Genomic DNA, 15,017 nt, shown 5'->3' on the forward strand with positions numbered 1-15,017 from the left:
GCTCATCGGCAATTCAGTTGTCACTACAGAGTCAGATGTCCCGATATGACCCCATGTGCTGCCCCTGTCACACCTGGAAGTGTATTCACTCTGCCCATCAGGGCCTCATGCCCCAGCAGCGCAAACCCCATTGCTTCTCTGGCATCATCAGGAACACCATGATCCGCTGTTCGCTCCAGACGTATCGCTTCAGGCAGTCTTTGCCGGAGCATCTTCATTAGCGTTTCATTGGATGTACCGCCACCGCAGGTGAGCATTGCCGAGATGTGTGTCTTGGGCAGTACAAAATCCTCCACGGCACGCACAATGGTCTCTGCTGTGAGCCAGGTTGCTGTAGCCAGCATATCTTCCAGCGACAGGGAACGCGCTACTCCATATTCCATAAGCCGCTTGGCATACTCCACACCATAGACTTCACGCCCGGTACTCTTGGGAGGCTGCCGCCGAAAGTATTCATCATTCAGACAGTATTCAGCCAGCTCGGAGTTCACGGTTCCCTTGGCAGCCATGCTTCCATTCGGATCATAATGCTGCCTTCCCTCCGTAGCATGCCGAACCAGTGCATCCATCACCATATTCCCTGGACCCGTGTCAAAAGCCGACACCTCCACCGCCGATGACCCTGCCGGGAGTACAGTCACATTACCAATCCCACCGATATTTTGCACCAGCCGTCCCTCGGCAGGACTGCGGAACATCAACGCATCCGCATAAGGTGTAAGTGGTGCTCCTTCCCCGCCTGCCGCCATATCTCTGGCACGCAGGTTGCCAATGACAGGCAGACCGGTGCGCTCTCTCACTACAGCACATTCCCCGATCTGCAATGTAGAGCTTACATTCAAATTTCCTGTACCGGGCGGGCTTGGAAAAGCAACAGGCACAGGCGCATGCCAGATTGTCTGTCCATGCATGCTGATCATATCGACCTGACGGCTTGAGATTCCAGCTGATTGCAGCAGCTGCTGCACACTATGTGCATACCATTCCGATACACCGAAATGAGCTGTCGTCAGTTCATCCACACGTGCTGTATCCGGGGAGCAGAGACGAATCAGAACCTCTCTAAACTCATTCGTATACGGCGTACAGATAAAATCAACGAGTTCCAGTCGCTGCATCGCTCCGTGCTCATCTGTCTGTATATGTACCAGTGCTGCATCCGTTCCGTCCAGTGATGTGCCCGACATCAGCCCAATCACCAGATGCTCCCGTTTAGAACGATATGCCTCCCACATCGGATAACTGCCAATCTCCCTGCGTACAGCCATGTTGTTTTCCAGCCTCCCCTGGACCGGATGCTTTTCCTGCCCCGTCCTGCTCATATTTCACCCAGTATATGATATAAAATTTCACAAGTCAATTTAAATGTGAAATTTAATTACAAACCCATATACATCATCCTAGCTCAAAATGCGTCACATTTAATCCACTACCTCCCGAAGCCTTATAAGTATTACAGCCGCTTATACGCATACACGTTATTATCCATGACAGACGCTTGGGGCCCATAGTTCCAACCTATGAACTTATCCATAATTGATATTTCCTTTGATGTCGATCATTTTGTAAAATATGGAGAAACCTCAAGGAGTGATGCGTAAATGGAATTATCAGTAAAGCAGCTGTTTGATAGAGTGGCGCAGGATTATGATTTGCAGCGAAAGCAGCTTATCCCTTGTTTTGATGATTTTTACGGAATGACTCTGGATCTAATGGAAAGCCCGCTTGATTCTCCACGTATTCTTGATCTGGGTGCCGGAACGGGATTGCTCTCCGGAATGGTACTGCAAAAGTATCCAAACGCGCGATTAACCCTGATCGACATTAGTGATCAAATGCTTGAAGGGGCACGTCGAAGATTTGATGGAGTTAATCAAGTGCAGTATGTGGTTGGGGACTACTCGAAGTACAATTTCACCAGTTCCTACGATATGATTATTTCCTCCCTCTCCATTCACCATCTGACCCACGCTGACAAAAAACACGTATTTGGCACTGTATATAAGCTGTTGGAACCTGGTGGACACTTCATCAACGCAGACCAGGTTCAGGGAAGAACCCCTGATACGGACACCTATTACCGTCAGCGCTGGTTGGAGGCGATTTATGGGAGTGGTCTGTCAGATGAAGCCATCTCCGCTTCCATTGAAAGACGCAAAGTGGATATCAACGCCACACTGGAGGATCAATTGGTTTGGTTAGAAGAAGCCGGATTCAGTGTAGCGGACTGTATGTATAAATATTTGGACTTCGCGGTGTTTTTCGCACAAAAATAACAAAGACCGGATTACGCAGCCTATGCTCGTAATCCGGTCTTCAGGTTGTACGCTTATGCAAAAGTCGCCACATTGGCGACTCTTGAGCCGGTAACCATCTCCAGACAATTTCTCATGAAAAATCCGTCTGTTATTTGGTTAGTTTTTTCGCAGCATGGCGATGATATCGTATGACTTTGCGATACATTGTCTTGTCCTTTAATTGATTGAATATGAATGGGTCAGGTTTGACATTCACCTCAATAATCCAGGGTTTTAGACTGTGATCCAGTCCGATATCCACACCAATTTGATTAAGATACGAGTACTTTTTCTTCATATGACGAGCTATGCGCAGGCTAAGTTCATTCATCTCCTGAATCAGTTCATTCCTGCGTTTTGTGGATGCATGAGAGTTTAGCAGCTTATGAACATCCATTGGTGTACCACCACTATGATAATTGGTTACGATTTTCTTTGGATGACCCAGTCGGCCGATGATTCCGGTAGCTTCCCATTGCTTGGTCGGGCTTAGCTGTATCATGACTCTGATGTCAAAACGTCTTTTATTGTGCTTAAGAAGATGGATTCCTCTCTGAATCAGATAGCTTCTTTTATTCACCAAACGTGTCAGACTGGTATAAAACGATTCAAAGCTGTTAAAAGTCAGACGTTTTTGATCATGCTGATAGACAAAATGTTGATGATCTTGCATCTCGGCCTTAATGACACCCATCCCGAAAGTACCTCTCTCGGGTTTAACATAGACCATTCCATACTTGCTGATCATGGATTTCAGATTCGTTTTGTTATATTTCTGTGTGTCGGGGATAAACGGTTTAATAGATTCATTATTAATAATCAATTTTGTTTTTAACCACTTGCTTCTTAATGGCTGCAATTTATCAACACCCATGTCATAAGCTCTCCCTTCAGCAACCGCATCAAAGCCTGCTGTTTGTTTGATCAAGATCCTGCATGCATTATATGTCATACCGATAGAGGAACCCTCTACAAAAGCCCCTATTCGTAAAAAATGTATATTAGCACATGCCCTGACCAAAACACTTTTGCACACATACCATGAAAGAAGTCATAACGATATGTGCAAGGAGTTGAGAAGATGTCCGTTCAGCGTGGAATGCAGTTGAATGCTGCGCCCAAGATTGATGTTCTTATACCAGCGATCGAGAAAGATCTGGCTACCCTTCCCCTCGTCATTGATAACATTCGCCGTTACGTAAAGCATCCCATCGGAAGCATATATATTGTTTCTCCGGTCAGCACCAAAATCAAAAAGCTTTGCTCCCGTAAAAACTGCATTTTTGTTAACGAGCGATCCGTCCTGCCTATAACCAAAAACGAGATACACTACCAGTCCTCCCGTTGGAATCGATCAGGCTGGTTATATCAGCAGCTGCTCAAAATGAACGGGGATTCCATTGTGAAGGCAAAGTACTTTCTAGTCATGGATGCGGACACCGTACTGATTAAACCTCATTCATTTATTGTAGAAGGCAAAACGGTATTTTACTGCCGTGATTGGAGCCAGCCGGAATATTTCAATACCTACCAGAAGTTGCTAGGCATGAAAGCTCCGCGTCCCCGCTCTTTTGTCACCCATTATATGCTGTTTGATAAATCGAAACTCTCTGCCCTAAAACAGAAAATTGAGGCGATTCATAAGCTGCCATGGTACAAAGCGATCATCTCCAGTATCAATAAGAAGAAGCAGTTTGGTTTCTCCGAGTATGAAACGTATGCCAACTTTATGTATACGAAAAACCCCGGCAGCATGGTCCTTAGAAGTTCGATGAATAAAAGTCTGAATATGAATGCATCTTCGCTAAAAGAGCAACAAATCCGTAATCTTGCTCTTAAATATCGTTCTCTTTCCTTTCATAAACGCAAAATCTATAGTAAAGCTCCCTGAGCTTAAGGAGGAAGCCCATGCATATCGTACTGCTGTGCGGCGGCTCTGGCAAAAGGCTCTGGCCGTTATCCAATGAGCTCCGCTCCAAGCTGTTCGTGGATATACTTCCATCACCCGCTGGAGGTAGGGAATCCATGATCAGCAGAGTATGCCGCCAGCTTGAAAGTTCATGCTTGACGGATTCAACGCTCATTATTTCACACCAGGATCAGGCAAACATTACGGCTCGACATACTCAAGGCAAAATACCAGTCATCGGGGAACCTTATAAGCGAGGTACTTTTACTGCCGCAGCCTTAGCGACGTTATATCTGCAATCCTTCCGAATGGCTAAAAATGACGATGTGATCTGTATCGCCCCTGCCGATGTGTTCGCAGGTGAGGATTTTTTCAGCAGCTTTCAATTACTGCCGGACATATTGAAACAGTCTCAAGCCGATATCGCTTTAATTGGGACAAGGCCTACACATGCTTCAGAACAGTATGGATACATCCTGCCGGGTGGGGAAGAACGTAATTCTTATGCGCCAGTAACACAATTTATAGAAAAACCCGAAGCCGCCATTGCTGAAACTCTACTGCAACGTGGGGCACTATGGAACTGCGGAGTATACGCGTTCACCGTCGAATTTATGATATCCCAAATTGAAAAAATGGGACTTCCGGTTCATTATGATCAATTGTCATCCCTGTATGAAGTGCTGCCTGAACGAAGTTTTGACAAGCATGTTGCAGAAAAGGCCCAGCGGGCCGTAGTCCTGCCTTATAAGGGAGTATGGCAGGATATTGGAAGCTGGGATACGCTCTGCGCCCAGTTAGATTCCCATGTATTCGGACGTGGTGGAATCTCGGAATCTTCCTTCGATTCCTATATTATTAATGAGCTTCCCTACCCCATGCAAATCATTGATGTGCCAGGTATTATCGCTGTCGCAAGTCCAGACGGCATTCTCATTGCCAACAAAAATAATTCAAATGAAATTAAAGCGCGATTAGGCAGCTTGCCACTAAAACCGATGTATGGTGAAGCAACCTGGGGCAGTTATCGTGTCATAGAGAGCTCGACAGAAGATGAAAATACAACCGTAACCACATTGAACACAACGGTTCTACCGGGCAAACATATGGGGCTGCGCTGGCACCGGGCAGGATGTAGAGCGTGGACGGTACTTGCAGGCAGCGGTCACTTGCTTATCAACGGACAGGTCACCCAGGTGACAATCGGCAATCAATTCACGATCACCTCGGAGAGCGTCTATTCTATTCTCGCTGAAACCCGAATGGTCATCCTTGAAGTGCGGATCGGCGAACCCGAGGATGAAAACAACATCCTTTTTGAGAATGAAGATTGGAATATAATTGTAGAACGTGCAGGTTCGCACGAAACCAAACAGTAATCATCCAAAATTCTGACTGTGGCTCGGGAGCAACAAAGTGAAACCCGCGAATATAAAAAAGAGGTTCTTGCGTTCAGGCAAGGACCTCTTCCTTTTCAAGCTATTCTTCAAAAGATTAATTCATCGCCAGGAGACAGCAGATCAATGTCTGCTTTTGGCCGAAAAAGTCCACCCAGCAGACGTTGGCTCAGCCGTTCTGTCTCGGCCAGATCCGTATGCACAAGCACGTTATGCCTTGCAGATACCCGGTTTAACATATACTCTACATCCTGCCATCCCTGATGCACCTTGTAGCGAACTTTCCTGACGCTGCACATACCATACTGCTGCGGGTTTTCAAGCAGCTGATGGGCAAATGTACCTCCAGCCGTATGTCCAGTAAGCAGAATCAGATTTTTCGCATCAGATGTCCACTCTCCGTGATACCAGCGTGCGAGCGAGGACTGCATCATGCCATCCGGGATAAACCATAACGAGGCTCCGTATGTCTTCAGCCATTTCGAGCGCTCTTCAGCAGTGCCCACCTTATTCCAGCCTTCTCCACCTAGAAACTCTGAAATTTTCTCAGCAGGCATGCCTCCTATTACTCGCTCCCCCTGCTCTTTAAGCCAGTCAGAGGCCCTTTGCAGCTGCTTCATGCCTTCTACAAGCTTCTGCTCCACAACCAGCGGTACATCGGAAAAGTGCTGCCGCGCCCAAAGAATCATCTCCTGTCCTCGGCCTACTGCTGGCACAGGCAGAAGCACCTTGCCGCCGCAGCGAAGTGTCTTGGAAATGACCTGCTCCAGCTGCCGCAGCTTGTCTGCCTGTGTGTCCCGGTCCGTGCCATAAGCAGCATCTATGATTGCCAGATCAAGCTGTGCTGAGGGCAGGGAAGGAATTGGCTCCCGATCTGCCTGTCCGAAACTTATAGCTACATCGTCCGCCTGCAGCACCATAGACTCCGAAGTGTAGTCGCCAGAGTACAGTATGCGCTTGCCTTCCATCTGCAGTCCGAACCAGACCGAGCCAGCCAGATGCCCGCTGCGGCCCCATATTGCAGATAAACCCGGGAACAATTCAAACCAGCATCCACGTTCCGCCTCATCCTCCAGAAATCGATAACGAATACACTGCTCATCGGACTCATCATAAGGCAGTATATGACCTGCACGTTCCATATGGCTTCTCCACGCTCGAAAATACGTTGTCAACTGCTCTTGAGTCTTGCGTGTGGTCCATACTTCGCCTTGATAACCCAGCTTATAGAGCAACGGAATTGCCACGGAATGATCCTCATGAGCATGAGACAGCAGCACCGCATCCAGCTGTGGCACAACGTCCGGTTCAATGAGCGGATACTCTCCGCTGCCCTCTTTTTTCACACCACAATCCAGCAGCAGCCGATAGCGACTCCCGCTAAGTAAATAGGCGGAACGTCCGTGCTCGCCCGCACCGCCCCATACGTTCAGTTTGATCATGATGCATTCCACTTTCTCTTCGAATTCAAACCTTCAATCCCCAGCAGCATCAGCACCGTCATACCTACGGTCACGACAGCCATGGCCATCCCAAGCGACACCTGACCCTGTTCAAACTGGGCAAAAATATACGTCGCCGACGTCTGCATCGACGGCGGAAGAATCAGGAGCGAGCCGACGAGCTCCCTCGTCGCAATCGTAAACGTCATCATCCAGCCTGCCAGCATGCCGGGCAGGATCAGCGGAACAAGGATACGCCGCAAAATGTACAGCGGCCTACCGCCAAACACCTGACCCGCCTGAAACAGCGTGCTGTCGATCTGGGTAAAGCTTGATTTTACATACTGCACAGTGTACGGCAGGAACAGCACAACATAAGTGAGCACCACCATACCATACGTGTTGTACAGCGTCACGGGCATCCATGGCGAGTTCCAGAACAGAATCAGACCAACGACCATAACAATACCCGGCACGGTATTGGGCAACAGACTAAACAGGTCAATCACCCGCTGCATGAATGAAGATGACTTGCCAATCGCCAGCGCAAAACCCGTGCCAATGATCACCGCTACTGTCGATGCCGCCAGAGACAGTCCCAGACTGTTCCCGATGGCCTTCATGCTCACTGAATCCCAGGATAACAGCTCGCGGTAATGCTCCAGTGTCAGATTGTCCAGCCCAAGCCCGGCTCCCCGCAGCTTCATCGTAGAAGCGGCAATAATGGAGAAATACGGGACGCCGATTGACAGAATCAGCAGAACAGCGAGATATGCACCACATACCCAGCCTGCCCAGCCGCGCAAGGAATAACGCTTCGAACGCTGCCCTTTGCCGCCCACCAGACGATACGTGAACTTGCGGCTGATCGCGGACTGCATGTACCACATGACCAGACAGACCGACAGCAGCACCGATGCCAGCGAAGTAGCCTTCCCGAAATCAATCGGCCAGCTGGAGATATATTTGTGAATTTCAGAAGTCATGACATAATAACCAATTTTGCGTCCAAAGGTCGCAGGTGTGCCGAATTCCGCAATCGTTTTAACAAAAACAAGCATGATGCCCATCCCGTAAGACGACAGCAGCAGGGGTAAAATAATACGTCTGAACCGATATCCTGCATGTGCACCATGCACGGCTCCCGCTTCTTCCAGATTGCCGCCGATGCGGATCAACGCATCCCGCAGCAGCAAATACAGAAAGGGGAACAGGTGCAGACTCATGATCATTACCATACCCCAGAAGCTAAAGAACAGCTCACTCCAGTTCGCGGATGAGGGAACCCATTGCTGGAGGTATCCCCCTTTTTGCATAAACAGAATCCAGCCCATCGAGCCGATATACGGCGGGGTCATGAACGGAATCATCAGAATAACATCGACCCAGCGATGCTCGCCCATCCGGGTTTTGGACATCATCCAGGCGAGTGGCATTGCGAGCAGCGTTGTGACCGCTACTACGCAGATGCCAAGCCAAACAGAGTTCAACAGCACACCGGACAGATGATGCCCTGTAATCGTACGGATTGGAGCCATCCAATCCCATTGCCCGTTCGGGTACACACTTTGCCAGAAGATGAGTAACAACGGCACCCCTATGCTAATCGTCAGAAGAAAGAGAGCCAGAATAACACCCAATCTCCGATATATCCGGTTGTTATCCATTACAACAGGTTTCACTACGCTCACCTCACATGACTTTCCACTTCAAGACAGCAGAATCACCTGTTGCCTACCGTTTCTGTATTTGTTCTTCCATAAGCTGAATAAAGATGATTTACACTCACACTCCGATGACAGAATAACCTTCCAATCGCTGTTATCCCCAGATTTTTTGATTCCCTTTATTAAAGGGAAAATCCGGTGATAAAGGCGAACGCTTCGCTTCTCCAGGTTTTTTCTGTCCTCTCCGTTTCTTTGTAAATCTCACTAGTCAGCTTATTATCACTCATACGTTCACTTATTTAAAAGTTTCGGAGAAACGTGCTGCGATCTCATCCCCATGCTCGCTCATCCAGGCCCAATCCACTTTCAATTGTGGAATATCCTTCACATTGGCACGATTCGTGGCCTCAATATCCTCACGCCCCGGGATCAGATATGCGTCTGTTACCAGCTTCTGTGCTTCATCCGACAACAGGTAATCGATAAACGCTTTGGCATTTTCTACATTAGAACTGGATTTCAGAATCGCTGCCGGTCTTGGGCTAATCACTGTACCTTCTTCGGGGTAGACGATATCCAGCGGTTCGCCTTTGGCTTTGGCGGAATAGGCCATGTAGTCTACACCTGCTGCTACGATGCTTTTCGCACCCGTAATCACCGGGTCAAGCGCTTCCTGATTCGCTCCAGCCATGGCTACACCGTTTGCTTTATAGGCGTTCAGCAGATCCCATCCCTTTTCACCATTGGCACTCAGGTAACCTGTAATGAAGTCGAGCGCGGAGCCTGACAATGTCGGATCTGGAATGTTCACGGCATCCTTCCATGCCGATGTTGCCAGATCAGCCCAGCTCTTGGGTGGTGTAGTGACCAGTTTGCTGTTATATACGATGCCCAGTGCCGATGCACTGCTGCTAAAATAGTTACCTTCTGCATCGGACCAATCCTTGTTCAGCTTGTCCGCATTCGCTGCTTCCGGGTAGGGAAGGGTGAGTCCATCTGCTTTGAGCGCCTGTGCCGAAGGCAGAGATGCAAGAATAACAACGTCTGCAACCGGATTTGCTTTCTCTGCTTCCATACGAGCCAGTATTTTGCCTGTCGTGCCCTGGAACATCTCCACCTCAATACCAGTTTTGGCTGTAAACCCGTTCACGATATTGTCCGCCAGCTTCTGAGGGCCTGCACTATACAATACCAGCTTGCCTCCTGCTTTAGCCTTCGATTCCGCTGCCGCTGCTGCATTTCCTTCCCCCGCAGGCTGCGCCGCGTTTCCCGTCGTGTTGTTCCCTGTGCTGCATCCAAACAGGCTAAGACTCATTATGGCTGTTAATAGAAGTGTTGCACTCTTTTTACGTGATTTCATACCGAACATGTTTATGCCATCTCCTTTAGTTTGTTATTCAGTTCGCTTAAAAATTTTAGAACAAGCTCCAAGTGAGTCGAGCTCATTTTATATTCATTAGGCCAATTCACCCGTTAATTAGCTGTGATCGCACCCTTTCGTTTTAGTTGGCGGCGGCAATCACTTCTCGCTGTTTTGCACCCGGACCCTGATTCATATCATGAGGTTGATCCGGCTTTGAACGACCAGGCTGCTGCTGATCATACATCCGGCAGATTCGTTCTGGCGATACATAGAGCTGCACACTTTCCCCGACGCGTACTCTTTGGTTCGCATATGCCGTCCACATACCCAATCCTTCTATTTGCACACGCACCTCGTAACGTTCGCCTACATAGCTAACGCTGAGTACAACTCCGGAATAGCCCAGATCGCCATGGCCTGTTTTGTTCCAGGTTACATGTTCCGGCCGAACCATGGATTCATCAGGCGTGAGCCAGTTGGACTTTCCGATAAACGATGCGACAAAAGCATCACTCGGCGCGGAGTAGATCGTTTCCGGGGTACCTTTTTGCAAAATCCGTCCCTTCTGCATCACCACAATCTCATCCGACATCGACATCGCTTCAATCTGATCATGTGTCACATACAAGGCAGTCAATCCCATATCGCGCACCAGTGACATCATCTCAATTCGCATCTCTTCCCGAAGCACGGCATCCAGTGCACTCAGCGGCTCATCAAACAGAATAACACCCGGCTTCACAGCGACTGCTCTGGCAAAAGCAACCCTCTGCTGCTGTCCACCCGACAGCTGATGTGGATACCGCTCCTCCATGCCTTGCAGGCGAACCATGCCGAGCGCTTCATTCACCTTTTGCCGCAGATCGGACTTCTGTTTACCAGCCTTCAGGCCGAAGGCTACATTTTCATATACCGTCATATGCGGCCATAATGCAAAATCCTGAAACACCATGCCCAGATTACGCTTGTGTGTCGGCGTATCGATCCGCTTTGCCGCAGAGTAGATGTACTCCCCATCCGCACGAATCTCCCCCGCATCCGGCTGTTCCAGCCCGGCAATCATGCGAAGCAGTGTCGTTTTGCCACAGCCCGAAGGGCCAAGCAAAGTGGTGAATTTTCCGTGTTCAAGCGTCAGATTGGTGGGCAGTAGTGCAGGCATTTGATGAAATGATTTTTGAATCCCCGTTAACTCCAGCTTCATAAGCATCCCTGCCTGTCCTCTAGTCTCTTGTACTTATCTCATGTGCGTCTCTCTTGCACTGTTCTCAGTCTAACGTCCGCTTTCGCGAGTTGTTTGTCATGTTTGTAAAATGGGAATTAACTTTTTAGATGAATTCTGTTGATGTTCATAGATTAAATCTATAGATAGACACAGTACGATTTTTCTTCGAAAGCAGTCGATTATTACAAGTACCGGGAAGCTGAAGAACTAAGGAGTGTGGAGAGCTTGAACCTGATCAAATTGCAAATTGTCGAGCTGATCGACAAACATCATCATATGACAAGTGTGGCCGAGATCCTGGGCATCAAGCAGCCTACTGTTACTTTTCATATGAAGTCGCTGGAGGAAGAGATGGGGGTCCGGTTATTCGAATCCCGCAGTGGAAAAACATTCCTGACCGAAGCCGGACAAGCCTTGCTTCATTATTGTGTCAAAATCAACGCCCTGACCCAGGAGGCTCGCCGCGTCGTCAAGGAATACGACAGCCTGTACCGGGGCACGCTTCATATTGGAGCAAGTTATGTTCCAGCTACGTATCTGCTGCCCGCCATGCTTCATACGTTTTCCCAGGAGTTTCCCGGCATTCGAATTGTGCTGTCTGTCAAGCCGGCTCCGGTGATCCGACAGATGGTCATTCAGCATCAGCTGGATCTGGGGATCATCTCGTCTGAGCCGTTTGTTGGGCCTGTTCTTCACGCAGAAACACTGTGCAAAGATGATCTTGTGCTCATCTGCTCGCCGCAGCATGGACTAGCACATAGAAATTCTGTAGAACCTGAAGATATCGCATTAATTCCTTTTGCATTACACGGCGATGAATCCAGTACCCGCAGGCTAACCAACCACTGGCTGGCGCAGCACGAGGTCAGGCTAAGGAGTACAGTAGAAGTGGATTCTCTCGAAGCTATTAAACAGCTTGTGTTAATCGGCGGCCATATCTCCTTTATGTCACGGATGGCAGTGCAGTGGGAGGAGCGGCAAGGCATGATTCGGGTGCTTCCCCTCCCGGGAGAGCAGGCACCACGCCACATCTATATGGTACACAACAAGGATCGCCTCCCCTCTGTTCAGGTGAATCGTTTCAAAGAGGTGCTGCATGAGGTGGCCGGTATGAGAGCCCTGCCTTTTCAGCAAGAGCCTATCGGGTGAACCTATATAAACTGTAACTGTCCATTCATGAAATCTATGCAGGGTTAACGTAATGTGCACTCCCCGTTAATCGCACTCAGATCATCGGAAGGTAAAGTGGGGTCTGTACGTTAATCTAGATTAGGAGAGTGAATGGTTTTGAAAAAGTGGAAAAAAGTAACCGCCTCGTTGATGCTGAGCATCGTCACCCTGGGAAGTGGACTGACATTTCTGGAGGCGCCGCCGGCTTCGGCTGCTGCCAATGCTGTTCCGGCTTATGAAGTGAAGTTCCTGGCGAAGCCGGAGGTTGTATTAAACAACGATGGCACACCCCGCAGCGAAGTTATCCAGACCCTTGGTCTGAACGCTACAGCACGAAGCATCAATGTGGAGTACTTTGACACGAATGCTCTCGGACTGGATGCAGCAGGATGGAATGTTCGTTTTCGCAAAAAGGACGACAAAAACAACTACGAGCTAACTTACAAAAAACGTTACCCTGTCGTTAACGGAGATATTAATGCAGCGCTGACGCTTGCGAACCAGGAGGGCTTCGATCAATCGGATGACAACTATGAGGCCGAGATTGACTGGGGATATGGCAAACAAACCCTGAGCTTCTCCAATACGAAAAAAGTAGATACCAAAACATCAGGAATACAGCTGCCTTCCGAAAAGGATGCTTTGAACCTGCTGCTGGACAAGCTCCCCGGTAAATTAAAAAACTGGTCTGCCTCCAACTGGGGCAAACAACAGCTGACACAGGCTCGCGCCTACGGTCCAATTACCTTCCAGCGGTACGAAGGTACATGGAATGGTCAGGAGCTTACCCTTGAAATCTGGCCTATCCGTAATGCAGCAGGTACAGGCACCGAGAATGTCGTTGAGGTTTCATTCAAGACAGCTGACACCTCCGCTGTATCTGGTCTGCGCAGCCAGTTGATGCAGTTGCTCCAGAACAAGAACTGGCTGATCCCAGCCGATGGCTTGAAAACACAAACCATTCTGGAACGGTATTAAAATTAACAAGCTATTAATTAGAAAACGAAAGCTCCTCCTGCCCGTTCAGAGACAGACAGGGGGAGCTTTCAATGTTTAAAACGTTTATCCGACTATGTATGTTTCTTCCATGTTAAACTAATTAATCGGTGACGAATTACAATCGGATAACTCCATCACTTGAGTTATTAGTAAAAATCTGTCTTTCTATTTCCCATAGAAATGCTTTAGCGACTGCAGACTTAAAAAAACCTAATTTTATTCTTCGATATCTGCCGTTCATATTATATCCAATAATCAGGAAGCTTTGAAATTTCATTATTTCTTGTTGGTCTGGATGATGTACACCACTCACTTTGCGAAGCGAAAGCTCATATATTTGCTCATCTGCTTTGATATACAAGTTTCCGTTACCTAGTAGTATATCCACTTTCTTACCCTCCGGAACCTGAGGTAGACCTGATTGATGAATTCCGACTGAGTGTAATGCTGCACCAAATTCTTTCTTTAGTCTGTTCGATCTTCTCTTTTGTCCACTCCCAAAAATAATTAAAGAGATAATTAGAATGACAAAAAATATAATAGGACCCATTTAACACCCTCCTGTATCTTTCTTAATTATTAAGAATATATTACCATAATATCTCATCCATATAGTTCACTTCCTCCTTTTAAGCCTCTTGATATTCATTAATAACTAAAAAAGAGTTCTTGCAATATGCAAGAACTCTCTTTTCTTAAAAGCGGGTGATGGGAATCGAACCCACGCTATTAGCTTGGAAGGCTAAAGTTCTACCATTGAACTACACCCGCATAAAACAAAAAATCGGGATGACACGATTTGAACATGCGACCCCCTGGTCCCAAACCAGGTGCTCTACCAAGCTGAGCTACATCCCGATATGAAAGGAAATAATGGCGCGCCCTGAGAGATTCGAACTCCCGGCCTTTTGATTCGTAGTCAAACGCTCTATCCAGCTGAGCTAAGGGCGCAAAATTTGGAGCGGAAGACGGGAATCGAACCCGCGACCCTCGCCTTGGCAAGGCGATGCTCTACCGCTGAGCCACTTCCGCAAATATATGGTGCGGTCGAGAGGACTCGAACCTCCACGGGGGGTTAGCCCACACGGACCTGAACCGTGCGCGTCTGCCAATTCCGCCACGACCGCAAAATATGAAAGTGAGTCATGAAGGATTCGAACCTTCGACACCCTGATTAAAAGTCAGGTGCTCTACCAGCTGAGCTAATGACTCATAGTAAATGGCTGGGGATATAGGATTTGAACCTATGCATGACGGAGTCAAAGTCCGTTGCCTTACCGCTTGGCTAATCCCCAATAAGAAACTATGGGGCGATCGAGGGGAATTGAACCCCCGAATGCCGGATCCACAAACCGGTGCGTTAACCACTTCGCCACGATCGCCATAAAGTAAAACGAATAATGCATGAGTATTTCAGTATTTCCATCAAAGTATATATTATACACTCTACAAGCCTTGATTTGCAAAATACTAAAATGGTGCCGGCGAGAGGACTTGAACCCCCAACCTACTGATTACAAGTCAGTTGCTCTACCAGTTGAGCTACACCGG

At 48.2% G+C, this 15,017-nt stretch carries 12 protein-coding genes and 8 tRNA genes; 5 read left to right on the top strand and 15 right to left on the bottom strand.

The window, feature by feature from the left end:
- Nucleotides 1-23: 23 nt before the first annotated feature.
- On the bottom strand, nt 24-1,268 hold the full coding sequence (locus tag ACQSGY_RS22805; protein ID WP_427180935.1) for an anhydro-N-acetylmuramic acid kinase: 1,245 nt from the start codon (nt 1,266-1,268) through the stop codon (nt 24-26).
- A 333-nt stretch (nt 1,269-1,601) separates the two neighbouring features.
- Between ACQSGY_RS22805 and ACQSGY_RS22810 the strand changes: the two genes are divergently transcribed.
- Nucleotides 1,602-2,276 carry a class I SAM-dependent methyltransferase gene (locus ACQSGY_RS22810; RefSeq protein ID WP_145406368.1) on the top strand — a complete coding sequence of 225 codons (675 nt, stop codon included), beginning with the start codon at nt 1,602-1,604 and terminating at the stop codon, nt 2,274-2,276.
- Between the two features lie 130 nt (nt 2,277-2,406).
- Here the strand turns inward: ACQSGY_RS22810 and ACQSGY_RS22815 are convergent, their stop codons facing one another.
- The gene (locus ACQSGY_RS22815; protein WP_427180937.1) at nt 2,407-3,225 is read right to left on the bottom strand and encodes a YheC/YheD family protein; all 819 of its coding nucleotides are present in this window, start codon (nt 3,223-3,225) and stop codon (nt 2,407-2,409) included.
- Between the two features lie 153 nt (nt 3,226-3,378).
- Between ACQSGY_RS22815 and ACQSGY_RS22820 the strand changes: the two genes are divergently transcribed.
- Entirely contained in the window at nt 3,379-4,188 is an 810-nt protein-coding gene (locus ACQSGY_RS22820) for a DUF6492 family protein (RefSeq protein WP_427180938.1), read from the top strand.
- A 17-nt stretch (nt 4,189-4,205) separates the two neighbouring features.
- Complete coding sequence (locus ACQSGY_RS22825) at nt 4,206-5,585, top strand: sugar phosphate nucleotidyltransferase (protein ID WP_427180940.1); 1,380 nt, start codon at nt 4,206-4,208, stop codon at nt 5,583-5,585.
- Between the two features lie 107 nt (nt 5,586-5,692).
- Here ACQSGY_RS22825 and ACQSGY_RS22830 read toward each other — a convergent pair whose 3' ends face one another.
- The 4 genes from ACQSGY_RS22830 to ACQSGY_RS22845 form a co-directional block, all read right to left on the bottom strand.
- Nucleotides 5,693-7,045: an MBL fold metallo-hydrolase gene (locus ACQSGY_RS22830; protein ID WP_427180942.1), complete on the bottom strand. Its 1,353-nt coding sequence runs from the start codon at nt 7,043-7,045 to the stop codon at nt 5,693-5,695.
- Nucleotides 7,042-8,712 carry an ABC transporter permease gene (locus ACQSGY_RS22835; RefSeq protein ID WP_427180974.1) on the bottom strand — a complete coding sequence of 557 codons (1,671 nt, stop codon included), beginning with the start codon at nt 8,710-8,712 and terminating at the stop codon, nt 7,042-7,044. Before ACQSGY_RS22835 ends, ACQSGY_RS22830 begins: the two co-directional genes overlap by 4 nt.
- Before the next feature lie 295 nt (nt 8,713-9,007).
- Nucleotides 9,008-10,081 (bottom strand): ABC transporter substrate-binding protein, encoded by a 1,074-nt coding sequence (locus ACQSGY_RS22840; RefSeq protein WP_427180944.1) that lies wholly within the window; start codon nt 10,079-10,081, stop codon nt 9,008-9,010.
- Nucleotides 10,082-10,214: 133 nt separating this feature from the next.
- The gene (locus ACQSGY_RS22845) at nt 10,215-11,276 is read right to left on the bottom strand and encodes an ABC transporter ATP-binding protein (protein WP_427180945.1); all 1,062 of its coding nucleotides are present in this window, start codon (nt 11,274-11,276) and stop codon (nt 10,215-10,217) included.
- Between the two features lie 246 nt (nt 11,277-11,522).
- Here ACQSGY_RS22845 and ACQSGY_RS22850 point away from each other — a divergent pair, with 246 nt between their 5' ends.
- The gene (locus tag ACQSGY_RS22850; RefSeq protein ID WP_427180946.1) at nt 11,523-12,446 is read left to right on the top strand and encodes a LysR family transcriptional regulator; all 924 of its coding nucleotides are present in this window, start codon (nt 11,523-11,525) and stop codon (nt 12,444-12,446) included.
- A 132-nt stretch (nt 12,447-12,578) separates the two neighbouring features.
- Nucleotides 12,579-13,445 carry a hypothetical protein gene (locus ACQSGY_RS22855; RefSeq protein WP_427180948.1) on the top strand — a complete coding sequence of 289 codons (867 nt, stop codon included), beginning with the start codon at nt 12,579-12,581 and terminating at the stop codon, nt 13,443-13,445.
- A gap of 136 nt (nt 13,446-13,581) precedes the next feature.
- On the opposite strand, the gene ACQSGY_RS22860 is transcribed toward ACQSGY_RS22855, so the two are convergent.
- The 9 genes from ACQSGY_RS22860 to ACQSGY_RS22900 all read right to left on the bottom strand — a co-directional run bounded on the left by ACQSGY_RS22860 (nt 13,582) and on the right by ACQSGY_RS22900 (nt 14,848).
- Entirely contained in the window at nt 13,582-14,016 is a 435-nt protein-coding gene (locus tag ACQSGY_RS22860; protein WP_427180950.1) for a hypothetical protein, read from the bottom strand.
- Between the two features lie 150 nt (nt 14,017-14,166).
- Nucleotides 14,167-14,237: transfer RNA gene (locus ACQSGY_RS22865), tRNA-Gly, on the bottom strand.
- Nucleotides 14,238-14,250: 13 nt separating this feature from the next.
- Nucleotides 14,251-14,324: transfer RNA gene (locus ACQSGY_RS22870), tRNA-Pro, on the bottom strand.
- Between the two features lie 16 nt (nt 14,325-14,340).
- A tRNA-Arg gene (locus tag ACQSGY_RS22875) sits at nt 14,341-14,417 on the bottom strand.
- Between the two features lie 6 nt (nt 14,418-14,423).
- Nucleotides 14,424-14,498, bottom strand: a tRNA-Gly gene (locus ACQSGY_RS22880).
- Nucleotides 14,499-14,505: 7 nt separating this feature from the next.
- Nucleotides 14,506-14,593 (bottom strand) — tRNA-Leu (locus tag ACQSGY_RS22885).
- Between the two features lie 12 nt (nt 14,594-14,605).
- Nucleotides 14,606-14,678 (bottom strand) — tRNA-Lys (locus ACQSGY_RS22890).
- An 8-nt stretch (nt 14,679-14,686) separates the two neighbouring features.
- Nucleotides 14,687-14,761: transfer RNA gene (locus tag ACQSGY_RS22895), tRNA-Gln, on the bottom strand.
- Nucleotides 14,762-14,772: 11 nt separating this feature from the next.
- Nucleotides 14,773-14,848: transfer RNA gene (locus ACQSGY_RS22900), tRNA-His, on the bottom strand.
- Nucleotides 14,849-15,017: the final 169 nt, after the last annotated feature.

This window comes from Paenibacillus sp. TC-CSREp1 (assembly GCF_050171015.1).
In the GTDB taxonomy this organism is placed as follows: Bacteria; Bacillota; Bacilli; order Paenibacillales; family Paenibacillaceae; genus Paenibacillus; species Paenibacillus silvae.